This window comes from Flavobacterium sp., from assembly GCF_041911335.1.
In the GTDB taxonomy this organism is placed as follows: Bacteria; Bacteroidota; Bacteroidia; order Flavobacteriales; family Flavobacteriaceae; genus Flavobacterium.
Genome location: NZ_JAYRPD010000028.1, coordinates 1 through 24230, shown reverse-complemented (window position 1 = coordinate 24230; position 24230 = coordinate 1). Strand labels below are relative to the sequence as shown.

Below are 24230 nucleotides of genomic sequence, written 5' to 3'. Positions count from 1 at the left end.
ATTGTATTGTTTGCTGCTTTAATAACATCTAAAAAACGCTATAATTAAAGCTAAATATACGAAAAAAGGAGCAGAAAAACTAAGTTTTCTACTCCTTAAATTATTGCAATTATTATTTAAAGGACTTTTTCAGTGCCCTCAAGCAATTCAGGACTTTTTTTATTCAATAACTTCTAAAGCATAACAAATCTTTTCATCTTTGGTAATAATATACGTGTTTTCGTTTTTTGATATCACCACTTCGTCCTTCCAATTTAATTCTCTTAAAAAATTCATTTCAAAACCTTTTATATGCTGTTTTAAGACAAATTTTCTATCCATAGTATTCAGACACCATTCCAAGTATTTCACGTTGTTAGCATGGTTTACAATATCCAAATCGGATAATTGTACTTTGTAATCCAACACTTTCTCAAACGGAACATCTAAATTAATACGCTGAACCGATTTTTCAGTAGCGCTATGTTCTGGATATTTGATGAAATGTTCGTGAGGCAAAGCTAAGTTTTCAGGTCGTCTAATTTGCGTATTTAAAACGGCCCAATAAGTTTCGCAACCTGCTAACTTCTCATCACCACGATACAATTCCAAACAACGTGTCGAACGCGAATTTTCTAACGATTTAATCCATGTTTTTATGGTAACTTTCTCTTTCCATTTGGGTAAACTGATAATTTCTAAACGCATTTTACTCATTACCCAAGCTTGATGATGTTCTTGCATATCACTAAAACTTATTCCACCTAAATCGGCATGAATTCCCGCTGTAATTTGAAAAATATTACACAAATCAGTATATTTCAACAAACCATTTGGATAGCATTGTAGAAAATTGATTTCGTATTCTTGTTCTAAAATAGAAGTAAAATTGGGAGAAATGGGCATTTTTATAAAAATTGAATTCCTAGTGACAAATTTAATGAATTACTATGGTTAAAATAACTTTTATATTCATTTGTAGTATTCACATTAAGGAAATATTTTGCTATTCCAATTTTAGAATAAAGATTGATTTTGTTTTTTAAAAAGTAATTCGTTTTTATCGACATTTCAAAGTAATTTCCATTTTGTACTCCATATAATTTTGAACCATCTTTTTGTCTAATCTCTATTCCACCAAAACTCAAAGAAGGTATAAATTGAAATTTATTGTGTTTATACGCATCATAAGAAACGAAACCATTTATAGAATTCATATTAGATTTATCAATGTTTCCACCTATAGCTTGATCCTCAACAAAAAGTGTTGTCTTTTTAAATCCAAAACCTAAATTAAAGTTGGAGTAGCTTATCATTTGAAAATCAAACTCAGCACCAATTGAAGGATTTTTATGCCCTTTTGAAAGATAATTGTCTCCAAAGAATATTTGTGTGACAAACCCAACCGATATTTTTGGATTAAAGTCTAATTTTTTTTGTTCTATTTCTTGTGAAATTATTAATTGAAATGAAATCAATAATAAGATAGAATATATTTTTCTCATTTCTAATAATTTAATGTGTAAGATAATAAGTCTGAATCATCAATAGCGATTGAAACTTGTTGTGTAATAATGGTATTTGATATGTAATTTTTGAATTTGTAGTTTAATTGGATAGTTTGGTTTTTTCTTACATTTTTATCCGTTTCATAATAATAGGAATAGCCTTCAGGTAAATTGTAAAAACTTAATTCATTTGCAACTTCTCCCTCATAACTCAATTCTAAAAGTTCGTTTTCTGGGTTAACTTGATTTGGGATAATTTGTAAATGACAAAGATTTGTTTTGTTAAATAGTTTGAATACTCCCAGATTTAATTCGTAATTATTAAAATTATCAGTTTGAATATTTACAACTCGTTTTGAATTAAGCGCGTTTGATTCGTCATTAATTTCAACAATTATTTCATCAAAATTATTTTTTGGTTTAGGAATTACCATGGTAAAATTTCCAAAATTATCTGTAAAAGCTTTACCTATATAATTTGTTTCTGACGGATAATAAAAAATAAATGGTAGATAACTTGAATTTCGTGTTACAAATAGTTTTATTTCTTTGTTGTTAATCGCTTCACTATTTTCATTTATCGCATTTCCTTTTACGACAAGCTTTGTTTCTCCATCATATTCAATTTCACAAGAAATTGTGGTTAAGACCAAAAGTATAAATAAGAGTTTTTTCATTATTTTATTTTTAGCTAAGATGAGAAAAATGTTATAGGGTTGCGTTAAGTAGTAGTTATTTTTTCAATAAATCGAATAATCTCTGTTCTATCCGTCAAATAATCAAACCAACTTACATTTTCAGTTCGTTTAAACCAAGTGATTTGTCGTTTAGCAAAGCGTCTCGTGTTCATCTTGATTTGTTCGATGGCAAACTCTAAAGTTATTTTTCCATCAAAATAATCGAATAATTCTCTGTAACCAACGGTTTGTAACGCATTTAAATGTTTGTTTGGATATAAAGATTCTACTTCGGCTAAAAGTCCTTCATTCATCATAATAGTAACACGTTGGTTGATTCTATCATACATTATTTCTCTATTCGCTTCTAAACCAATGATGATAGGAGTGAAGTTTCTAACATTTTTTCGTTTTCCAATAAAACTTGAATAGGGTTTTCCTGTACCCAAACAAACTTCTACAAAACGTTTCATACGTTGCGGATTTTGTAAGGTTTGTGGATTTTCAGTTTCTAACTTTTGGTAATATTCCGAATCTAATTTTTGGAGTTGCTCTTGTAAATATTCGATTCCTAATGCCTCATATTTAGCATTGATTTCAGTTCGAACCGATTCATCAATATCTGGAAAATCATCAAATCCTTTCAAAACAGCATCTGCATACAATCCAGAGCCGCCAACCATTATTTGAATGTTGTTTTTCTGAAATAGTTCATCCAATTTGGCTAAAGCTTCTTGTTCAAAATCGCCAACCGAATAACTTTCGAAAATGGATTTATTCTGGATAAAATGATGGGTTGAGGCAGCTAATTCTTCGTCACTCGGAACAGCGGTGCCAATTTTCATTTCTTTAAAAAACTGACGACTATCACACGAAATAATATCGCAACCAAAATGTTGTGCTAAAGCAATACTTAATGCTGTTTTTCCAATGGCAGTTGGACCAATAATCGTAATTAGGTAATTCATTTTATAATTCGCTTCCGCAATCTTGACAAAATTTTGCGTTAATTAAGTGTTCATGACTACCACAGTTTTGGCAAACTTTTTTGTCACTTTCTCTTGTTTTAGGTGTGTTTTTTGCAATTTCCGCGGTAATAATTCCGGTAGGAACGGCAATGATTCCATAACCCATAATCATTACAAATGAAGCAATAAATTGTCCTAAAGGCGTAATCGGGGTAATATCACCAAATCCCACTGTCGTTAAAGTTACAATGCACCAATAAATTGAAACGGGAATACTGGTAAAGCCAGCTTCATCTCCTTCCACAACATACATCACAGAACCAATGATGATACAACTTATCAAAATAAAGTACATAAAAACTAAAATACGACCACGACTTGCAATAATCGACTCTCGTAAATGCACCGACTGACTTGAAAATTGAGGATGATTTAATATTTTAAATAATCGCAATAGTCGTAAAGCTCTAATTACAGTAAAAACACTAGTTCCTGTCATGAAAAACGACAAATACATGGGTAAAATCGCTACCAAATCGATAATTCCGTAAAAACTTAAAATGTAATTGATGGGTTTTTTAATCGTGATGATTCGTAAAATGTATTCAATTGTGAAGAAAATGGTTATTATCCATTCCGAAACTAAAATAAAAGTGTGGTATTTTCCATCGAATTCTTTTACGGTTTCCAACATTACTAAGACAACGCTCAGTAAAATCAATCCCAAAAGAATTAAATCGAAAAGTCTTCCTGCAACCGTATTGGTTCCGTAGATAATGATGTGAGCTTTTTGTTTGAAAATCTCGTATTTCGACTTAACTTCATTCATAAAAACAAAGTTAAACAATTAAAATTGAATAATCTTATATACTTTGTGTTTGCGTAAATAGGTCTGAATAATCGTTTTCGTATCGCGATTGTGTTTCATTGGAATAATGATGTTTTTCAAAATTTCAATGTTGTTTACTTGATAATTCAAATCGTAAAAGCAATAGCCTTTGTAAATGCCATTTTCAATAAGAACTGCGGTTCTTTCATCGTAAGTTCTACCTCGGTCGAGAATTACCATATTGTTGTTTTCAAACGAGTTTTCTTCGATGAATTCCAATACACGTTCGTTGTAACTTTCTGGATTTTCGTCGCCTACACAAGCACCATTACATTCTTTGATTTTGTATTGAAAACATCCGTTTTGAGTATCATATAAGCCATTGATTTTCTGACACAAATTGTATTTCTCAGTTATCTTGAACAACGCATTTTTGCCTTCCTGAAGCGAAGTAAACGAAGTAATTTCTTTCTTTCGACCATCCGCTTTTTCAACAGTTAAAGAAATGTAACCTTGCTCGTTTTTATGTTGATATAAGGCATATTGGAAAATACTTTTGCGTTGGGCTCTGTTATAAATCGGTTTGTTGATTTTAATTTCTTCACTTTCTTTTAAAAGTGCAATTAATTCACTTCCAGTTTCTTCAAAAGTTACGGCATAAACATCGCGTTGGATTTTTTTACTTTTACTCGAAGTTCCAGTGAAATGTTGGTTGACACGTTTTTTGATGTTTTTGCTTTTTCCGATGTAAATCAAATCGCCTTTTTCGTTATGAATGTAGTAAATACCTGTTTTAGAAGGTAAATTTTCCACAATATCTAACAATTTAGGCGACATTCCCGATTTAATTTCGGTTTTAATGAAACTTTTTACGATTTCTTTCTCAATGTCTTTTACCAACAACATTTTGAATAATTTCACGGTAGCCAAAGCATCACCACTGGCACGATGTCTATCTGCCATTGGAATTCCTAACGAACGCACCAGTTTCCCCAAACTATACGATTCTTGACCTGGAATTAACTTTTTTGCTAATTCTACCGTACAAATTGTTTGCTTTTTGAAATCATAACCCAAACGTCGAAACTCGGTTTTTAAAATGCGATAATCGAAAGAAGCATTGTGAGCCACAATCACACAACCTTCTGTAATTTCAATAATTCTTTTGGCTACTTCATAGAATTTTGGAGCACTTCTAAGCATAGCGTTATTAATCCCCGTTAACTTCACAACAAAAGGTTGTATCGGTTTTTCGGGATTTACAAGGCTAATGAATTGATCGATTACTTCATGACCATCAAATTTATAAATGGCGATTTCGGTAATTCCTTCTTCGTTGAATTGGCCTCCAGTGGTTTCTATGTCGATGATTGCGTACAAAATAGTTTACAGTGTTGAGTCTCAGTTTTCAGTTAATTGGCACATTGACAAATTGCCTTATTGATAATTTCTGGAGCCAAATATACTACTTCCAATTCGAACCATCGTACTTCCGCATGAAATTGCGAGTTGATAATCGCCCGACATGCCCATGGAAAGAGTGTTTAGTTGACAGTTTTCAGTTTTTAGTTGATTGTATTTGTCAAAAATCGTTTTTAGATGTTTGAATTCTTTTTCGATTTGGTTTTGGTTTTCAGTGAAGGTTGCCATTCCCATTAAACCTACGATTCTTATGTTTTTAAAATTCTCTTTGTCATGCTGAACTTGTTTCAGCATCTCGACTAATTCTTGTTCGTCTAACCCAAATTTACTTTCTTCTTCCGCAATGTAAACCTGCAACAAGCAATCAATCACACGATTGTTTTTCGCCGCTTGTTTATTGATTTCTTGTAATAATTTCAAACTATCCACACCGTGAATCAAACTCACAAAAGGCGCCATGTATTTGACTTTATTCGTTTGCACGTGACCAATCATGTGCCATTCAATGTCTTTTGGCATGACTTCCCATTTTTCGGTCATTTCTTGGATTTTGTTTTCTCCAAAAATGCGTTGCCCAGCATCATACGCTTCCATTAAATCTGCTACAGGTTTGGTTTTTGAAACCGCAACTAAGGTAACATGAGCTGGAAGTTGGGATTTTATGGTATTGAGGTTTTTTGAAATTGTCATTTTTTTATTTTTTGGAACGCGGATTTAAAAAAAGATTAAAATTTTTAAAATTATTTAAAATCGGTGTTTCTAAGATTTAATTACTCATATTTATAATTCATATACCACCAAACCACTTCTAAACTTCGGTTCAATGTAAGTTGATTTTGGAGGCATGATTAAATTGTTATCGGCTAAGGCTTTAATTTCGTTAATGTCGGAAGGGTAAAGCATGAAACCAACTTCAAATTCGCCTTCATCGATTAAATCTTTTATTACCGAAATAGATTGTTTTCCTGGAATGTAATCAATGCGTTCGTCGTTTCTTAAATCTTCGATTCCTAATAAAGGGAAAAGGACTTTGTCGTATAAAATTTGGGCATCTAAATTGTCTAAAATAGAAGCTTGTTGGTGATTTTCTTTTTTGTAGAACAAAGCATAAAAACTGCCATCTAAATACATTCCAAATTCAAACTTATTTTGAGGTTTCCAAATTTCTTGATCTTTGGCGTCAATGACGAAATGTTCCGACAATTTTTTGATAAAAGTTTCTTTTGATAAACCATTCAAATCGCTAATCAATCGGTTGAATTCGTAAATTTTGACATTACTTTCTGCAATTAAGAAACTCATGAAATAATTCAGATTTTCGTTGCCCAAATGCTTGTCTTGCTCGAACAACAATTCCGCTGAAGCCGAACGATGATGTCCGTCTGCAATGTATAAATTAGGGATTTTTTCGAAATGTTCTTGTAGCCAATCGATTTCAGATTGCGTATCAATTTTCCAAAGGGTGTGTTTTTCTTTATTGGTTGTCGAATATTCGTAAACCGGTTTACTCTTTTTTCGCAACGCAATAAACGTATTGATTTCCACACTATCGGGATACGTAATCAAAACAGGTTCTGTATTAAAATTGGTTTGATGCAAATAATCTTTGAACAATTCTACACGGTATTGCAGCGTATCTTCGTGTTTTTTGATGACGTTATTTTGGTAATCTTTCACCGAAGTTCCGGAAATAATTCCAGTAAAAGTTTGTCCTTTTGACTGGATTTCGTACAAATAAAAAACAGGATGATCTTCTTCAATTAGAATTTGGTCGTGTTTAAAATCTTGGTATTTGTTGGCAACCGCTTTAAAACGTTTTTCTAATGAAATTTTTTGCGCATTAGCATAAGCAGGATGAATTACATGCAAAAATGAATACGGATTAAAATTTAGCCAAGCAGCAAGCTCAGCCGAACTATAATCGTCATACGTTCTACAAGTAACTAAGGCAACTTTGTCGGCTACCGGTCGTACTGCTTTAAAAGGTTTTATTTTGGCCATTTTTGAGTGATTAGTAATTAGTGATTAGTAACTAGCTATTCACTAATTACTAATCACTTTTTACTTTATTTAGAAAATTGTTTCGAAACTTTTTCTGCTTTTTTGCTTTCTGAGTAATCGTAGAAACCTTCTCCCGATTTCACTCCTAATTTTCCAGCCATTACCATGTTTACTAATAATGGACATGGAGCATATTTAGGATTTTTAAATCCGTCGTACATAACGTTTAAGATAGATAAACAAACGTCTAATCCGATGAAATCTGCTAACTGTAATGGTCCCATTGGATGTGCCATTCCTAATTTCATAACCGTATCGATTTCGTAAACACCACCAACACCGTTGTATAACGTTTCGATAGCTTCGTTAATCATTGGCATTAAAATTCTATTAGCTACGAAACCAGGATAATCGTTTACTTCTGTAGGTGTTTTTCCTAATTTAACCGATAAATCCATGATGATTTTAGTTACTTCATCAGAAGTGTTGTAACCACGAATGATTTCAACTAATTTCATAATTGGCACTGGATTCATAAAGTGCATTCCAATTACTCTTTCAGGATGTACAACATTAGCTGCAATTTGCGTAATAGAAATTGAAGAAGTGTTGGTTGCTAAAATTACGTTATGATCGCAAACTTCACTTAATTGTTTGAAAATGTTGAATTTCAATTGAACGTTTTCAGTTGCAGCTTCTACAACTAAATCACATCCTACGACACCATCTTTAACGTCAGTATAAGTTATGATGTTTCCAATTGTTTTGTGTTTGTCTTCTTCAGAAATACTTCCTTTAGCAACCATTCTATCAAGGTTAGCAGCAATAGTTGCCATTCCTTTTTCTAATGATTTTTCTGAAATATCGATTAATTTTACGGTAAATCCGCTTTGAGCAAAAGTATGAGCAATTCCGTTACCCATAGTTCCAGCTCCGATTACTGCGATTGTGTTCATTATATTATTTTGGTTTCAAGTTTAAAGTTTCAAGTTTGTTTTTGTTGCTTATTTCTCCATTGATTGAATAATCATATGGGCTACTCTTAAAGCTTCAGTACCATCTTCTAAAGTTACGATTGGAGTGGTGTTGTTGTTGATAGCATCCGCGAAAGTTTCTAATTCGTCCAAAATGGCGTTGTTAGCATCCACTTGTGGATTATCAAAATAGATTTGTTTTTTAACTCCTTCAGCATTTTGTAAAATCATATCGAAATCACCTGGAACTTCGGGTGCATCTTTCATACGAACTACTTCGCACACTTTATCCAAATAATCTACTGAAATGTAAGCGTCTTTTTGGAAGAAACGCGATTTTCTCATGTTCTTCATCGAGATTCGGCTCGAAGTGATATTTGCTACACAACCGTTTTCGAACTCAATTCGTGCATTTGAAATATCTGGAGAATCTGAAATTACAGCAACACCACTTGCATTTACTGTTTTTACTTTCGATTTCACAACACTCAAAATAGCATCAATATCGTGAATCATTAAATCCAAAACCACAGGAACATCAGTACCACGAGGATTGAATTCTGCCAAACGATGCGTTTCAATAAACATCGGATTGTTGATTTTATCTTTCACGGCAGTAAATGCTGGATTGAAACGTTCAACATGACCTACTTGCCCTTTTACGTTGTATTTTTTTGCTAAAGTGATGATTTCTTCGGCTTCGGCAACTGTATTTGAAATAGGTTTTTCGATGAAAATGTGCTTTCCAGCTTCAATAACTTGTTTGGCACATTCAAAATGTTGCATCGTTGGCGTTACAATATCTACTACATCAACTGCAGCAGTTAATTCGGCAATAGAATCGAATTTTTTATAACCAAATTCGGCTGCTACTTTGTTGGCGTTTTCTTCAAAAGCGTCGTAAAAGCCTACTAATTCATATTTTTCAGATTGATTTAATAATCGCAAATGTATTTTTCCAAGGTGACCTGCACCTAAAACTCCCACTTTTAGCATAAAAAATTAATTTTATCAAAAGTACGATTTTAGTTGAAAGTGCAAAAGATTAAATTCCGAAACTTCGGAAAAAAGTTCGTTTATTTTCTGATTTGTTTTTTGAGATTTTAAAGCTATTTTTACCCAAACAAAATCATCCCAAATTGAAAGATACTAATAAACATCAAGGACTTAGAAATCAGTTGGTAAAGCAATTGGAGGAAAAAGGAATTACCGATAAAAACGTGTTGGCTGCTATTAGTAAAGTTCCACGTCATCTCTTTTTGAATTCTAGTTTTGAAGATTTTGCTTATCAAGATAAAGCATTTCCTATTGGTGCTGGGCAAACCATTTCCCAGCCTTATACAGTAGCATTTCAATCACAACTGTTAGAAGTACAAAAAGATCATAAAATATTAGAAATTGGGACCGGAAGTGGTTATCAAACTGCAGTTTTGTGTGCTATGGGTGCTAAAGTATATTCGGTAGAACGTCAGAATGAACTCTTTAAATCTACAACGGTTTTATTACCAAAACTAAATATTAGACCCAAGCATTTAACCTTTGGAGATGGGTACAAAGGACTTCCAAATTTTGCTCCTTTCGACGGAATTATTGTAACTGCTGGAGCTCCATTTATTCCACAACCTTTGATGGCACAATTAAAAATAGGAGGTAGGTTAGTAATTCCCGTAGGTGAAAAAGAGCAAATCATGACGTTGTTAATTCGTAAAAACGAAACTCAATTTGAAAAACACGAATTTGGTGATTTTAGATTTGTACCACTTTTAGAAAACAAAAACTAATTAGCGAAGATTCGTTAATTTTTGTTTTAAAATTTCCAATTCGTCTAAGATGGAAGTGATTTCTTTTTCTTTGGATGAATTGCCAACTTCAATACCTTTTTCTTGAAGAATTTCAGTAATAGCTTGAATCGCAAATGGATTTAAATCGAAATTATGGTCTAATTTTACTTTGTACCAAGCAACTAATAAAGGTTTTAAATCGATTTCTAGAATTTGAGCAAGCGTTTGAATTTGTTTCTTTGTTGGAATACGAAATCCGTTTTCAAACTTACTAATCAAAGCTTGATCGATTTTTGCAATTTCGGCTAACTTTCGGGTTGAAAGTTCTCTATCTATTCGAGCTTGTTTTAAAATTTCTTTCATAAAGGTATGATTAGAAACTTTTCTTAATTCGGTCTAAATCGCGTTTGGTATCTTGCTCTTTTAATGATTCGCGTTTGTCGTAATTCTTTTTACCACGACAGAGCGCAATGTCTAATTTAGCTAACCCTTTTTCATTGGTAAACAAACGAAGCGGAACAATGGTTAGTCCTTTATTATCAGAATCTTTATCGAGTTTTTTTAGTTCGCGTTTATTCAATAATAATTTACGCTCACTTTTTGCTTTGTGATTGTAATGCGTACCATATAAATATTCCTCAATGTGTGAATTAATTACGAATAATTCGCCATCATGAAATTCGCAAAAACTTTCTGTAATAGCGGCTTTTCCGAGACGAATTGATTTGATTTCGGTTCCGGTTAAAACGATTCCAGCGGTGTATTTGTCTAAAATTTCGTAATCGAATTTAGCTCTTTTATTAAGTATGTTAACGGTCTTTTGCATAAGGACTACAAATGTAAATTAAAATTGTAGCATTTTAAAATGATAATTACAGATAAATAATTTTTAATCTATGATTTATATCAGTTTTTATGTTTTTTCAGTCATTTACCTTTGACTCATAATTTTAAACTAAATAAAAAATGAGAAAAATAGTTTTTGCTTTGATGGCGATGTCATTAATGACAGTAAATTTTGTAAATGCACAAGACAAAGAAACAAAAGAAGAATCAAAATCAAATGAATTTAAAAGATGGCAAGTTCGATTGAGAGCTGTTGGAGTTGCTCCAGATGAAAGTGCTAAAATAGGTATCATCGGTGGTGATGTTGCAATTTCAAATGCTCTAATTCCAGAATTAGATTTCACTTATTTCTTTACAGAACATTTTGCTGCAGAATTAATTTTAGGAACTGCAAAACATGATGTAAAAGCTGTTAATACTGCTGCAGGTAATGTAGATTTAGGAAGTGTTTGGTTATTGCCTCCAACATTAACGGCTCAATATCACTTTTATACATCAGATAAAAAAGTTTTCAAACCTTATATTGGAGCTGGTGTAAATTATACTTTGTTTTACAATGTTAAGTCAGGAGATGTTGCTGATGTAAAATATGATAATGCATTAGGTTATGCTGCTCAATTAGGTTTCGATTTAATGTTAGACGAGAAATTTTTCATCAATGTAGATGCTAAACGTTTATTTTTAAGTACGGATGTAACAGTTGACGCTTCTAATTTAGCTCCAGGTTTAAGTATTCCTGCTGAAGTTGATATCAATCCTTGGTTGTTAGGAATTGGTGTTGGAATGAAGTTCTAAGACGGTTTTTAGTTCGTTTTAAATTAATGGGAACATGTTGTTTTGCATGTTCTCTTTTTTTTGTAAGTATAATTCGAAAAAAAACTCTTGAAAATCTTTTAAGAAATGTTTTTTTTACTAATTTTATGTAATTAACCAACTAATAAAATTATGGAAGCAACATTTGATTTAATCGATAAAGAAGTAATACCAACATTAAATTTCCCCAAAGATGAAGTTTTAGTAGATAAAGAAGCTATTTCAAGTCGTAAGAATGATTTAGACAGAGCTTTATCATTAGGCAATTTAGAACATGTAAAAATCAAAATATATTTTGAAGATGATGCTTCGAAGAGAATGGTTGAGACTACCATTTGGGGAGTAACGGATGAACGAGTAATTTTAAAACAAGGAGTAGTAATTCCAGTTAATAGAATACATAAGATTGTATAATTTAAAATAAATTATGATGAAAAAAATCACATTTTTGGGTTTGTCTCTATTATTTGTATTGAGCGTTACAGCACAAGAAAAAAAAGTTGCTAAAGAAGTAAAAAAAGTTGAAACAGAGCAAGCCGAAATTGAAAAGATAGCTACTGAAAACAAAAGTAATTCACATGAAAAAAAAGTAGCTAAAGCTAAAAAGGATCATGATAAAAAGGTGAAAGAAGGCCACGAAAAAGTAAAAGTGGCTCACAAAGAACATCATGAAAAAGTAACAAAAGCAAAATCCTATGTAAGTTGTGCTATTGGAAAAATGAGTTAAATAAATCCTATTTTTTTTTACATTTTTTTTTGTTTGTAAGATTTTTTTATTTTTATTTGTACAAATAATTATTAATCTATAAAAAATTACTTACTCATGAAAAAAATTTTATTTCTTTTCGTTTCAACATTGGTGTTAGGTTTAACTTCTTGTAGTAAAGATGATGATTCTTCATCTTCTTCAACTGGACTAGAAGGTAGATGGGAATACTCTCAAGAAGGTGCAATTGTTGGAGGACAAGAGGTTTTAGCTCCTTACGAGCATGAATGCAGTTCACAAAAAGACTACACAGAATTTCTAGCAGGTGGTGTAATGAAAGATTACTATTTTGATACGAATTGTACTCAAGATTTAAGCCAAGGAACGTGGACTAAGTCAGGAAACTCGTTAACTGTTAATTTTGGAGGCGAGATTGCAACCGCAGAAATTGTAACACTGAATGCTACAACTTTAAAAGTGAAAATTGTTTTTTCTGGAGAAACATTTATACAAGTTTTCACAAGAAGATAATTAAAAAATTTTTCAGACATTCTTAATCCCGATTTATTCGGGATTTTTTTATTCCTAATGGTGTTATAATTATTATTTATTGTTAACTAAATCTCATATCCACTAATTTTCGTACTTTTGAAAGTGTAAGTTTAATACCTTAATAAAAGTCATGAAAATCGTAGTATCTCCAGCCAAATCCTTAAATTTTGAATCACCACTACCGATAAAAGAATACACAGAAAGTTTGTTTTTAAAAGAAGCGGAAACCATTCAAAAAACGCTCAAAAAAAAGAAGCCTAAAGAGCTAATGGAGTTAATGGATATTTCGGAAAAGTTGGCCGATTTGAATTGGGAACGCAATCAAAATTGGGCCTTGCCTTTTACTTCAGAAAATGCGCGCCCAGCAGTTTATGCTTTTGATGGTGATGTGTATACGGGATTGGATGCATATTCAATTCCAGCGGATAAAATAGCTGTTTTACAAGATAAATTAAGAATTTTATCGGGTTTGTATGGTATATTAAAACCGCTCGATTTAATGCAGCCGTATCGATTGGAAATGGGAACTTCATTGCCTATCAATGCGAATAAAAACTTATATGAATTTTGGAAAAAGAAACTCACTAAAGCTTTAAACGACGAGTTAGAAACCGATGAGCTATTTTTGAATTTAGCTAGCAATGAGTATTTCTCTGCGGTTGATGCAAAAGCTTTAAAAGTTCCAGTTATTACTCCAGAATTTAAAGATTACAAAGACGGAAAACTAAAGATGATCAGTTTTTATGCGAAAAAGGCAAGAGGTTTGATGGTTCGATATATTATTGATACCAACGCAGAAACGATTTAGATAGAGCACTTTCTTTGGGTAACCTAGAGCATGTTAAAATTCAAATTTACTTTGAAGATGATAAGTCAAAAAAAATGGTAGAAACTACTATTTGGGGCGTTACAGATGAACGTGTTATATTAAAGCAGGGAGTTGTAATTCCGGTAAAAAGAATACATAAAATTGTTTAATTTAAAATCTGATTACTTATGAAAAAAATCGCTCTTTTGGGTTTATCCCTTTTATTTACATTAGGTTCTTTAGCACAAGAAACAAAAACTACTAAAGAAGTTAAAAAAGCTGTAACAGAAAAAGTTGAGAAGAATAAAAAAGAAGCAGACAAGAAAAAGAAAGATACGGAAAAGAAAGCGACTGAAGTTAAAAAAGAAACAGATGATAAAGTTTCAAAAGCTAAGAAAGATGTAAAATCCAATAGCGCATCAGTAAAAGGTCAGGCAAAGTCTGCTGATGGAAAAGCTAAAGCAGAAGTAAACAAAGCTGAGACAAAGACAAAGGAAAAAGCTACTGAAACGAAAACAAAAGTTAAGAAGTCTGCAGCAGAAGAAAAAGAAGATTTGAAAGAAACGGCAGCGTCAAAAGCAGCTGAGAAAAAAGTAAAAGATAAAGTTACTGGAGAATACAAAGGAAAAAAAGTATTTACAGGACCAAGAGGCGGTAAATATTATATCAATAAAAACGGTAATAAAACGTATATCGACTAAATTAAAAATCCCGAGAAATCGGGATTATTTTATAAAGTTATTTTGATTCTTCTTGAAAAAATTTCTTGTGGGTGTAATAAATTAATCCCTTCTTTTTCAAAAATATTTCCGTTATGATTTACATTGTCTGCTAAGCCACACCAAGGTTCTATACACAAAAATGGAGCGTTTGGTTTGGTCCAAATTCCTAAATAAGGAAATCCTTCAAACTGAACGGAAAAAACAGGTTCATTCTTTTTTAAAAGTGTTAGTTTGTTTGATTGTAAATGTTTGAAAACCAAAGCATCTTTTTCAAAAAGCGAATAGTTTAAATTAATCTGTCCGTTTTCTGAATTTATTTTTCTGAATGAATTACTAAATTGTTCGTTATCCAATTCATATGATATAAATTCTTCGGTTTGGTTAAATTTTAGAGAATAATCTGAAAAAGAATCTTCAATAGTAAATGCCGGATGAGCTCCAATAGAAAAAGGCATAGATACTTTTGATTTGTTTTCAACGGAATACTTCATTATTAATTCGTTTCCGACCAATTTATATTGCAATTGCAATTGAAATTCAAACGGATAATTTTTTAAAGTTTCGGAATTACTTTCCAATACAAAAACAACAGAACTTTCGGTTTGATTTACAATTTGAAATTCGAAATTTCTAGCAAAACCATGTCGCGGTAATTCATAGGTTTTATTTTCAATGCTGTAAGTGTCATTTTTTAATCGCCCTACAATGGGAAATAATATCGGAGAAGTTTTGTTCCAATACGTTTCATCAACTGTCCAAATGTAATTTTTGTTGTCTTTCTCTAATCGAATTAATTCGGCACCTAGAGTATCAATTGAAGCTGAAATTTTGTTATTTGTTATGGTTATAATCATTTGTTGAAATTTCGTTTTAACAAGCCATAAATTAAGGTATCCGTAAATTCATTGTTGTAATAAAAGTTCTCTTTAAAATGGGCTTCTTTTTCAAAACCATTTTTTTGTAAAACACGTTCTGAAGCAGTGTGTCTAGAGTCAATAACGGCTACTATAGAATGAAAATTTAAGGTATTGAAAGCATAATTTAAAAGCGTTTTAACTGCTTCTGTAACATAACCTTTTCCGTTGTGCTCAGGAGCAATCATGTAACCTAATTCGGTTCTGAAATGTTCAGGTTGGGTTCTGTAAAATCCCATTAATCCAATGCATTTGTCACTTCCTTTTTCTGTTACCGCCCAATTGATATCTTGGTTTACGTCTATTTTATCATTTATTATTTTGATATGATTTAAAGCATCTTCAATAGTTGTTGCCAATGGTCTTGGTATGAATTTCATGGTTTCAGGATTACCACGAAGAGCAAAAATTTCAGGAGCATCTTCATTGGTTAGTCTTCTAAAACGTAAACGTTCCGATTCTAGTGTCGGAAAAGGAGAGAAGTTAAGTTGTAACATTATTTTTGTATAATTTGAATCTTGTTATTGAGTTTGAAATTGCTCTTGAATTGCTTTATCGTGTTTTTTACTGAAGAAAATCAACATACAAATAGCACCAATGGTTGCATATAACATATCAGATTGTGTATCCCAAACATAACCTTGCGTTCCTAAGAAAGCATCTCCACCTTCACCAGTGCAAAGTGAAACGCCCCATTCTAACCATTCGTAAGCCGCGCTAATTGCCAAACAAACCGCTACAGTGATGAAGTTAAAGAAACTCTTATTTGAAATTACATTTTTACGAATGAATAATTCTCTAACAATCATAGCAGGAATAAAACCTTGTGCAAAATGCCCAACTTTATCGTAGTTGTTTCGAGTTTGATGAAACGTTTCTTTTATCCATTCAAATGGTGGTACTTCGGCGTAAGTGTAATGTCCACCAAGAAATAAGATGTAGCAATGAATTAAGATAAAGAAATACGTGAAATTGGAAAATTGAAAGCGTTTAAAGGTGAATGCTAAAATCGCAAACCCAATTACAGCAGGTAAAACTTCTAAAAACCAAGTAAAATATTCTTTTGGGTAAATTCCTGAAATTATTAATCCAAAAAAAAATAAAAGGATGTAGATTTTGATTTTTCTCATTTATTTAAATTGCTATAAATATAGCATCAAATTTAATGAAATTATTCAATGAAATCTAAATCTTTATTATGGGTTTCTGAAATAGTTAGGGTAGAGTAAATGCCTAACCCAAAAGCAAAGAAACCCACTATGGCAGCTGCCGTTATAACTCCATTATTGACCTTTAAATCATCAAAAGCTAATAACATCACAGGAACTAATCCGCGAACCATATTAGGAATGGTGGTGGTTGCAGTACTTCTAATATTGGTTCCAAATTGTTCTGCACCAACCGTTACAAACATAGCCCAATAACCCGTTCCTAATCCTAACCAAGCACAATAGAAGTAGTACATGTTTTCCGATTTTGTTCCGCCATAAAGCATTAAAACTACTCCTATAATAGTGAACAACATCATGTAAACAATCGCTTTTTTACGGGAATGTAACCAATGCGAAATAAATCCACTTGCAAAATCTCCAACAGAAATACCAACATACGCCCACATAATAGCCTTTCCTGGTTGAATATTTTCAATTCCCATAACTACAGCAAATTGATTCGCCATCACAGCTAAAATTCCGATGCAAAACCAAGTAGGTAAGCCAATGGCGATGCATTTCATGTATTTTACAAAGCGATTCCAATTGGTGAAAAACGAAAAGAAATTCCCTTTTTTGATTTCGGAATCATGTTTGATATCATTGTAAATTCCAGATTCAGCTACACTAACTCTTAAAACTAAAAGCATTAATCCTAGTCCACCACCAATGTAATAAGCAATGGTCCAATCTCCCGCTAATTCTACTGTTAATTGAGCAACAACAGCACCAAGTAAGCCAAATCCAGCCACAATGGAAGTTCCAATAGCGCGTAATTGCTTTGGTAGTGATTCTGAAACTAACGTAATTCCAGCACCTAGTTCACCTGCTAAACCAATTCCGGCAATGAATCGCAACCATGCGTATAACATGGTTTTGTCTTCAACTGGAAAATGAGGTAAAAACCCACAAGCAATATTCGCTAACGAATACACTAAAATAGAACCAAACAAAACGGAAAGTCTTCCTTTTTTATCGCCCAAAACACCCCAAAGAATTCCGCCTAAAAGCAAACCTACCATTTGGTAATTGAGAATTAAGGTTCCAGCCGTATCCACATCTAAATTCATATCTTTTAAGCTGGGAACACGAACAATTCCAAAAAGCAGTAAATCGTAAATATCTACAAAGTAGCCTAAAGCCGCTACAATTACAGGAAACGATAATAAATGTTTAAGTTTTTCTTGGGTTGAAAATTCTTTCATTGGGTTGCATTTGTTTCAAAAATAGAAAAATAATTGGTTATCAGATAAAAAAAGAAACACCGATTCGAAATTGAACCGGTGTTTCCCAAACTAAAACAAACTTAACCCATTATGAACCCATGGATTGTGGGGATATTTTATGAATTGGTCTTAGTGAACCAATTCACTTTGATTTCTAAATACTAATTGTCCGTCGAAACTATCTAATAGAATAATACTATCAGTAGTTACTTTTCCAGCTAATATTTCTTTTGAAAGTTGGTTCAATACTTCACGTTGGATTACACGTTTTACAGGTCTTGCTCCAAATTGAGGATCGTATCCTTTTTCCGCTAAATACGCTACCGCTTCTGGAGTCGCATCCATGGTAATGTGTTGTTGTGCCAACATTTTAATAACACTTTTCAATTGTAATCCTACAATTTCTTTAATGTTTTTATCGGTTAACGGTGTGAACATTACAATTTCATCGATACGATTGATGAACTCAGGTCGAACGGTTTGCTTCAATAAGCCTAAAACTTCTGTTTTTGCCGCTTCGGTTGCTGCTTCAATTCCACCTTTTAAATTCTCGAATTTCTCTTGAATAATGTGGCTTCCCATATTCGAAGTCATGATGATAATCGTATTTTTGAAATCGGCAACACGTCCTTTGTTATCGGTTAATCGTCCTTCGTCTAATACTTGTAACAAGATATTAAATGTATCAGGATGTGCTTTTTCAATTTCGTCTAGCAATACTACAGAATACGGTTTTCTTCTTACTGCTTCCGTCAATTGTCCACCTTCATCATAGCCTACATATCCTGGAGGCGCACCAACCAATCTACTAACCGAATGACGTTCTTGATATTCACTCATATCAATTCGGGTCATTGCGTTTTCATCGTCGAATAAATATTCGGCTAATGCTTTGGCTAATTCGGTTTTACCAACACCAGTTGTTCCTAAGAATAAGAACGAACCAATTGGTTTTTTTGCATCTTGTAAACCAGCACGACTTCTTCTAACGGCATCACTAATAGCTTCGATAGCTTCTTCTTGCCCAACTACTCTGCGATGTAATTCGTCTTCTAATTTGAGTAATTTTTCTCTCTCGCTTTGAAGCATTTTGGTTACTGGAATTCCTGTCCATTTGGCTACCACTTCTGCGATATCATCATGTGTAACTTCTTCTTTTATTAAAGAATTTCCAGCTTGATTTTCGGCTAATTGTGTTTGTAAAGCATCTAATTGTTCTTGTGCTTCTTTGATTTTTCCGTAACGAATTTCCGCTACTTTTCCGTAATCACCATTTCTTTCGGCTTGTTCGGCTTCAATTTTAAAATCTTCAATTTCTAGTTTTACTGCCTGAATATTATCTACTACATCTTTTTCTGATTTCCATTTGGCAAAGATTTCATTTCGTTCTTCTTTTAAGTTGGCTAAATCCAAGCCCAAACCTTTTAACTTAGTTTCATCATTCTCACGTTTAATCGCTTCAATTTCGATTTCCAACTGCATGATTTTTCTATCCAAAACGTCTAATTCTTCTGGTTTTGAATTGATTTCCATACGCAATTTTGAAGCCGCTTCGTCCATTAAGTCAATCGCTTTATCTGGTAGAAAACGATTGGTAATATAACGTTGTGACAATTCAACAGCAGCAATAATTGCATCGTCTTTGATACGTACTTTGTGATGCGTTTCATATTTTTCTTTGATACCACGTAAAATCGAAATCGCGCTTTCGGTATCAGGTTCGTCGATATTTACTTTTTGGAAACGTCTTTCTAACGCTTTATCTTTTTCGAAATACTTTTGATATTCGTCTAAAGTCGTCGCTCCGATGGCACGTAATTCGCCACGAGCCAAGGCTGGTTTTAAAATATTGGCTGCATCCATTGCGCCTTCTCCACCACCAGCACCAACTAAAGTGTGAATCTCATCGATGAATAATACGATATCACCTTCGGCAGAAGTTACTTCTTTAACTACGGCTTTTAATCGTTCTTCAAATTCCCCTTTGTATTTGGCACCCGCAATTAAGGCACCCATATCTAAAGAATAAACAATCTTATCTTTTAGATTTTCGGGAACGTCGCCATCTACAATTCGATGCGCTAGACCTTCTGCAATAGCAGTTTTACCAACACCTGGTTCTCCAATTAACATGGGATTGTTTTTGGTTCTACGTGTAAGAATTTGTAAAACTCTACGGATTTCTTCATCGCGACCAATAACTGGGTCTAATTTGCCAGTACGTGCTAATTCGTTAAGGTTTTTAGCATATTTGTTCAAAGAATTGTATGTTTCTTCTGCTGATGCTGAGGTTACTCGTTCGCCTTTACGAATTTCCGCAATAGCGCTTTCTAATCCTTTTTCGGTTACCCCTTGGTCTTTTAGAATTTGGGCTACTTTACTTTTCGATTTGAAAATAGCTAAGATTAAATGTTCGATAGAAACGTATTCATCGTTCATTTTTTTAGCAATAATATTAGCTTCATTTAAAGCGGTTGCTGCTTCACGAGAAAGCATGATTTCGCCTCCCGAAACTTTAGGGAAACTTTGTAAAGTACTATCCAATACTTTTTTAAATAACTCCACATTTACATTCAATTTTTTTAGAATAAATGGAGTTACGTTTTCGTCGACTTCCAATATACCTTTGAAAATATGTTCATTTTCTAGTTGTTGGTGTCTGAATTCTTGTGCAAGTTGCTGTGCTTGTTGCAAAGCTTCTTGCGATTTAATTGTTAAATTTTTTAAGTTCATTTTTTTTAGTTGTTGTCGAGTTGGGGATTCGTTTTTATTTTCAATTTAATGATTTTGAAAGGAGTACTGCAATTGGTATTCCAATGCTTAAATCAAGACAAAATGACTGATAAAGCTCCTAAAATCATATAAATTTACGACATAATGTCTTAAATCATGGTTGAAATCCAATTTTTTTGATAAAATGTCGTGAATAATCGATGAATGAAAACGGGATAGTTTTGAGCAAAAAAAAACTCCGAAAATGACTTTCGGAGTTTCTATTATTTAAAGGTTTATTTTTTAAAATTTCAAATCAATAGCTGGTAACAATTTACTTGAAACTTCACCAAAACCAATTCTTAAATTTCCTTTTTGACAATATCCTCTAATTATAACGGTATCATTATCGTTGATGAATTTACGTTCAGAGCCATCTTTCATTTTTAATGGTTTTTGTCCGCCCCAAGTTAATTCTAACATAGAACCGAAAGAATCTTCTGTTGGTCCAGAGATTGTTCCACTTCCCATCATATCGCCTGAGTTTACTCTACAGCCATTAATGGTATGATGTGCCAATTGTTGTGCCATTGACCAATACATGTATTTAAAGTTCGAACGCGAAACCACAGTTTCTTCAGAATTTTCTGGTTTGATCAAAACTTCTAAATTGATATCAAATGCTTTTTCTCCTTTTTGTTTTAAATAAGGTAACGGTTCTGGTGATTGCTCAGGACCTTTAACTCTGAAAGGTTCTAAAGCATCCATGGTTACAATCCAAGGTGAAATAGACGAAGCAAAGTTTTTCGCTAAGAAAGGCCCTAGTGGCACATATTCCCATTTTTGAATGTCACGCGCACTCCAGTCGTTAAATAAGACCATTCCGAAGATATGTTCTTCTGCTTCTTCAACAGGAATTGGTTCACCCATTAAATTCGCATCCGTAGTAATAAAAGCGGTTTCTAATTCAAAATCCACTAATCTCGAAGGACCAAAAACAGGAGTAGTTTCTCCGTTTGGTAACGTTTGTCCATAAGGTCTATGAACTGGTATTCCTGAAGGAACAATCGTAGAACTTCTACCATGATAACCTACAGGAATGTGTAACCAGTTTGGTAACAACGCATTTTCTGGATCACGGAACATTTTTCCTACGTTTGTAGCGTGCTCTTTTGAACTGTAAAAATCGGTGTAATCTCCAATTTGAACCGGTAAAAGCATTTCGATATCTTCTACTTTAAAAATTACAGCTTCTCTGTGATTTTTATTGTCTCTTAAAGTTGGATTGGTTTCATCGAAAAGTTCAGCTAAGCGATTTCTTACCAAACGCCATGTTTTTTTTCCGTCAGAAATAAAATCGTTTAGAGTGTCTTGCATGAACATATCGTCGGTAAGTTCAATACCTTCAAAATAACCTAATTGTTGTAGCGCCCCCATGTCGATGGCACAATTTCCAATTCTTGTTCCAATAGTGATTACATCTTCTTTTGTAATAAAAACGCCAAAAGGAATGTTTTGAATCGGGAAGTCGCTATTTTCAGGAACTGGAATCCACGATTTTCTATCTGGGTCGTTTGCTATATTTGGCATAATTGTATTGTTAGTTTGTTGTTGAAAAATTATGAATCAAATATAAAATTATCTATCAATGTAACAAACCTTTTTCGTAATTTTGACCTAATTTTAACGAATATTTATTGCAATGCAACGCGACGAACAAATTTTTGACCTAATTCTTGATGAACAAGACAGACAAATTCACGGAATTGAATTAATTGCTTCTGAAAACTTTGTTAGCGACCAAGTAATGGAAGCGGCAGGTTCATGTTTAACCAACAAATATGCTGAAGGATATCCTGGTAAAAGATATTACGGAGGATGTGAAGTAGTAGATATTGTAGAACAAATTGCAATTGACAGAGCAAAAGCTTTGTTTGGTGCTGAATATGTTAATGTACAACCACACTCGGGTTCTCAAGCCAATACAGCAGTTTTTGCAGCTTGTTTAAAACCAGGTGATACTATTTTAGGATTTGACTTATCTCACGGAGGTCACTTAACGCATGGTTCTCCAGTTAACTTTTCTGGAAAATTATACAATCCTGTGTTTTATGGAGTAGAAGAGGAGACAGGTGTTTTGAACTACGATAAAATTCAGGAAATCGCTTTAAGAGAAAAACCAAAAATGATTATCGCTGGAGCTTCGGCTTATTCTCGTGATATGGATTTTAAACGTTTCAGAGAAATTGCTGACAGCGTTGGTGCTTTTTTATTAGCTGATATTTCTCACCCAGCAGGATTAATTGCTAAAGGTTTATTGAATGATCCAATTCCACATTGTCATATTGTAACTACAACTACTCACAAGACTTTACGTGGTCCAAGAGGTGGAATGATTATGATGGGTAAAGATTTCGAAAACCCATGGGGATTAACAACTCCAAAAGGTGATATCAGAATGATGTCACATGTGTTAGATATGTCGGTTTTCCCTGGAAATCAAGGAGGACCTTTAATGCATATTATTGCGGCTAAAGCGGTGGCATTTGGAGAATGTTTAACAGATGAGTTTTTCCGTTATGCGATGCAAGTGAAGAAAAATGCACAAGCAATGGCAGAAGCTTTCAACAAAAGAGGATACAAATTAATTTCGGGTGGTACTGATAACCACATGATGTTAATCGATTTAAGAAACAAAGGAATTTCAGGTAAAGATGCAGAAAATGCATTGGTAAAAGCTGAAATTACAGTAAATAAAAATATGGTGCCATTTGATGATAAATCACCATTTGTTACTTCTGGTATTCGTGTGGGAACTCCAGCTATCACAACTCGTGGTTTAGTGGAAGAAGATATGGAAACAGTTGTAGCTTTAATTGATAAAGTATTAATGAATCACACTGATGAAGCTGTTTTAGAACAAGTAGCGGAAGAAGTAAATGATTTAATGAGCGAAAGAGCAATGTTTGTATTTTAATTTCAAACAAAATTCAATAAAAAACTCCTGACTAATCATCAGGAGTTTTTATTTTTAAGAAGTTCAGGATTATTTCCCGTCTCTGTCTACTTTAATTCTTTCTTCGCGATTCGCTAATTCCCAGGCTAAGGCAAACGCTAATTGTGCTCGTTTTGCTAAAGCATCGTACTCAATTTTGTCTGGAGTATCACTTGGTAAGTGGTAATCTGAGTGGATTCCGTTGAAGAAGAAAATTGAAGGAATTCCTTTTTTAGCAAAGTTATAATGGTCAGAACGATAGTAAATTCTTTCAGGATCGTTTCTATCGTTGTATTTGTAATCCAATTCTAATTGGGTATATTTAGTATTAACAGCTTCATTAATATCATGTAATTCACTACTCAATCTGTCTGAACCAATCACATAAATATAATTATTGGTGTTTGGATGTAAAGTATCACGTCTACCAATCATATCAATATTAATCACTACTATCCGAAAGTTTTTCAAAAATAGAAAAAAAACTTCTGTATCCCTTTGTTTATATGCTTAATTTTGTTTGATTGATAAAATTATCTGTTGAAAAAATGTTTTTTTCTGGTGGTTTTTCAGCTTTTTTTACAAT

General features: G+C 33.0%; 26 protein-coding genes and 1 pseudogene. 8 read left to right on the top strand and 19 right to left on the bottom strand.

Features of this window, described 5'->3' with window-relative positions:
• Nucleotides 1–159: 159 nt before the first annotated feature.
• The 10 genes from ACE3PD_RS03345 to ACE3PD_RS03300 form a co-directional block, all read right to left on the bottom strand.
• Nucleotides 160–885 carry an acyl-[acyl-carrier-protein] thioesterase gene (locus tag ACE3PD_RS03345; protein WP_374399524.1) on the bottom strand — a complete coding sequence of 242 codons (726 nt, stop codon included), beginning with the start codon at nucleotides 883–885 and terminating at the stop codon, nucleotides 160–162.
• Between the two features lie 2 nt (nucleotides 886–887).
• Nucleotides 888–1484, bottom strand: a complete 597-nt coding sequence (locus ACE3PD_RS03340) for a hypothetical protein (RefSeq protein ID WP_374399522.1) — start codon at nucleotides 1482–1484, stop codon at nucleotides 888–890.
• A gap of 2 nt (nucleotides 1485–1486) precedes the next feature.
• Nucleotides 1487–2164 (bottom strand): hypothetical protein, encoded by a 678-nt coding sequence (locus ACE3PD_RS03335; protein ID WP_374399520.1) that lies wholly within the window; start codon nucleotides 2162–2164, stop codon nucleotides 1487–1489.
• A gap of 44 nt (nucleotides 2165–2208) precedes the next feature.
• Nucleotides 2209–3132 (bottom strand): tRNA (adenosine(37)-N6)-dimethylallyltransferase MiaA, encoded by a 924-nt coding sequence (gene miaA, locus ACE3PD_RS03330; RefSeq protein ID WP_374399519.1) that lies wholly within the window; start codon nucleotides 3130–3132, stop codon nucleotides 2209–2211.
• A 1-nt stretch (nucleotide 3133) separates the two neighbouring features.
• Nucleotides 3134–3961: an ion transporter gene (locus tag ACE3PD_RS03325; protein ID WP_374399517.1), complete on the bottom strand. Its 828-nt coding sequence runs from the start codon at nucleotides 3959–3961 to the stop codon at nucleotides 3134–3136.
• Nucleotides 3962–3979: 18 nt separating this feature from the next.
• Nucleotides 3980–5341: an exonuclease domain-containing protein gene (locus ACE3PD_RS03320; protein ID WP_374399515.1), complete on the bottom strand. Its 1362-nt coding sequence runs from the start codon at nucleotides 5339–5341 to the stop codon at nucleotides 3980–3982.
• A 57-nt stretch (nucleotides 5342–5398) separates the two neighbouring features.
• Entirely contained in the window at nucleotides 5399–6073 is a 675-nt protein-coding gene (locus ACE3PD_RS03315; RefSeq protein ID WP_374399512.1) for a YggS family pyridoxal phosphate-dependent enzyme, read from the bottom strand.
• A 90-nt stretch (nucleotides 6074–6163) separates the two neighbouring features.
• Nucleotides 6164–7384, bottom strand: coding sequence for a DUF1015 domain-containing protein (locus ACE3PD_RS03310; protein WP_374399510.1), 1221 nt, complete (start codon nucleotides 7382–7384; stop codon nucleotides 6164–6166).
• A 65-nt stretch (nucleotides 7385–7449) separates the two neighbouring features.
• Nucleotides 7450–8340, bottom strand: coding sequence for a 3-hydroxyacyl-CoA dehydrogenase family protein (locus ACE3PD_RS03305; RefSeq protein ID WP_374399508.1), 891 nt, complete (start codon nucleotides 8338–8340; stop codon nucleotides 7450–7452).
• A 48-nt stretch (nucleotides 8341–8388) separates the two neighbouring features.
• Nucleotides 8389–9354 carry a Gfo/Idh/MocA family protein gene (locus ACE3PD_RS03300; protein ID WP_374399506.1) on the bottom strand — a complete coding sequence of 322 codons (966 nt, stop codon included), beginning with the start codon at nucleotides 9352–9354 and terminating at the stop codon, nucleotides 8389–8391.
• 143 nt (nucleotides 9355–9497) lie between these two features.
• Here ACE3PD_RS03300 and ACE3PD_RS03295 point away from each other — a divergent pair, with 143 nt between their 5' ends.
• Nucleotides 9498–10139 carry a protein-L-isoaspartate(D-aspartate) O-methyltransferase gene (locus tag ACE3PD_RS03295; RefSeq protein ID WP_250581567.1) on the top strand — a complete coding sequence of 214 codons (642 nt, stop codon included), beginning with the start codon at nucleotides 9498–9500 and terminating at the stop codon, nucleotides 10137–10139.
• Here ACE3PD_RS03295 and ACE3PD_RS03290 read toward each other — a convergent pair whose 3' ends face one another.
• Both ACE3PD_RS03290 and smpB read right to left on the bottom strand, forming a co-directional pair.
• Nucleotides 10140–10502, bottom strand: coding sequence for a multiprotein-bridging factor 1 family protein (locus ACE3PD_RS03290; protein ID WP_374399503.1), 363 nt, complete (start codon nucleotides 10500–10502; stop codon nucleotides 10140–10142). It abuts the gene before it with no gap.
• Between the two features lie 10 nt (nucleotides 10503–10512).
• On the bottom strand, nucleotides 10513–10965 hold the full coding sequence (gene smpB, locus ACE3PD_RS03285; protein WP_374399501.1) for an SsrA-binding protein SmpB: 453 nt from the start codon (nucleotides 10963–10965) through the stop codon (nucleotides 10513–10515).
• Nucleotides 10966–11105: 140 nt separating this feature from the next.
• On the opposite strand from smpB, the gene ACE3PD_RS03280 reads away from it, so the two are divergent.
• The 6 genes from ACE3PD_RS03280 (at nucleotide 11106) to ACE3PD_RS03255 (ending at nucleotide 14565) form a co-directional block, all read left to right on the top strand.
• The gene (locus ACE3PD_RS03280; RefSeq protein WP_374399499.1) at nucleotides 11106–11780 is read left to right on the top strand and encodes an OmpW family protein; all 675 of its coding nucleotides are present in this window, start codon (nucleotides 11106–11108) and stop codon (nucleotides 11778–11780) included.
• Nucleotides 11781–11930: 150 nt separating this feature from the next.
• A complete protein-coding gene (locus ACE3PD_RS03275) occupies nucleotides 11931–12212 on the top strand; it encodes a hypothetical protein (protein WP_374399497.1) in 282 nt (93 codons plus the stop codon).
• 16 nt (nucleotides 12213–12228) lie between these two features.
• Nucleotides 12229–12525 (top strand): hypothetical protein, encoded by a 297-nt coding sequence (locus ACE3PD_RS03270; RefSeq protein WP_374399495.1) that lies wholly within the window; start codon nucleotides 12229–12231, stop codon nucleotides 12523–12525.
• Nucleotides 12526–12621: 96 nt separating this feature from the next.
• Nucleotides 12622–13035 (top strand): lipocalin family protein, encoded by a 414-nt coding sequence (locus ACE3PD_RS03265; protein WP_374399493.1) that lies wholly within the window; start codon nucleotides 12622–12624, stop codon nucleotides 13033–13035.
• A gap of 151 nt (nucleotides 13036–13186) precedes the next feature.
• Nucleotides 13187–13864, top strand: a complete 678-nt coding sequence (gene yaaA / locus ACE3PD_RS03260) for a peroxide stress protein YaaA (protein WP_374399491.1) — start codon at nucleotides 13187–13189, stop codon at nucleotides 13862–13864.
• 188 nt (nucleotides 13865–14052) lie between these two features.
• On the top strand, nucleotides 14053–14565 hold the full coding sequence (locus tag ACE3PD_RS03255; protein ID WP_374399489.1) for a hypothetical protein: 513 nt from the start codon (nucleotides 14053–14055) through the stop codon (nucleotides 14563–14565).
• Nucleotides 14566–14594: 29 nt separating this feature from the next.
• On the opposite strand, the gene ACE3PD_RS03250 is transcribed toward ACE3PD_RS03255, so the two are convergent.
• The 6 genes from ACE3PD_RS03250 to fahA all read right to left on the bottom strand — a co-directional run bounded on the left by ACE3PD_RS03250 (nucleotide 14595) and on the right by fahA (nucleotide 22239).
• Nucleotides 14595–15440 (bottom strand): aldose 1-epimerase family protein, encoded by an 846-nt coding sequence (locus ACE3PD_RS03250; protein ID WP_374399487.1) that lies wholly within the window; start codon nucleotides 15438–15440, stop codon nucleotides 14595–14597.
• Complete coding sequence (locus ACE3PD_RS03245; protein WP_374399485.1) at nucleotides 15437–15997, bottom strand: GNAT family N-acetyltransferase; 561 nt, start codon at nucleotides 15995–15997, stop codon at nucleotides 15437–15439. The genes ACE3PD_RS03250 and ACE3PD_RS03245 overlap by 4 nt, the downstream gene beginning before the upstream one ends.
• 24 nt (nucleotides 15998–16021) lie before the next feature.
• Entirely contained in the window at nucleotides 16022–16630 is a 609-nt protein-coding gene (locus ACE3PD_RS03240) for a DUF2238 domain-containing protein (protein ID WP_374399483.1), read from the bottom strand.
• A gap of 41 nt (nucleotides 16631–16671) precedes the next feature.
• A complete protein-coding gene (locus ACE3PD_RS03235) occupies nucleotides 16672–17916 on the bottom strand; it encodes an MFS transporter (protein WP_374399481.1) in 1245 nt (414 codons plus the stop codon).
• A gap of 150 nt (nucleotides 17917–18066) precedes the next feature.
• A complete protein-coding gene (clpB, locus tag ACE3PD_RS03230) occupies nucleotides 18067–20670 on the bottom strand; it encodes an ATP-dependent chaperone ClpB (protein WP_374399479.1) in 2604 nt (867 codons plus the stop codon).
• Between the two features lie 282 nt (nucleotides 20671–20952).
• Complete coding sequence (gene fahA / locus ACE3PD_RS03225; protein ID WP_374399477.1) at nucleotides 20953–22239, bottom strand: fumarylacetoacetase; 1287 nt, start codon at nucleotides 22237–22239, stop codon at nucleotides 20953–20955.
• 112 nt (nucleotides 22240–22351) lie between these two features.
• Between fahA and glyA the strand changes: the two genes are divergently transcribed.
• Complete coding sequence (gene glyA / locus ACE3PD_RS03220; protein WP_374399475.1) at nucleotides 22352–23626, top strand: serine hydroxymethyltransferase; 1275 nt, start codon at nucleotides 22352–22354, stop codon at nucleotides 23624–23626.
• 69 nt (nucleotides 23627–23695) lie between these two features.
• Here glyA and ACE3PD_RS03215 read toward each other — a convergent pair.
• Nucleotides 23696–24094: pseudogene (locus ACE3PD_RS03215) on the bottom strand (M28 family peptidase); the annotation flags it as partial.
• Nucleotides 24095–24230: the final 136 nt, after the last annotated feature.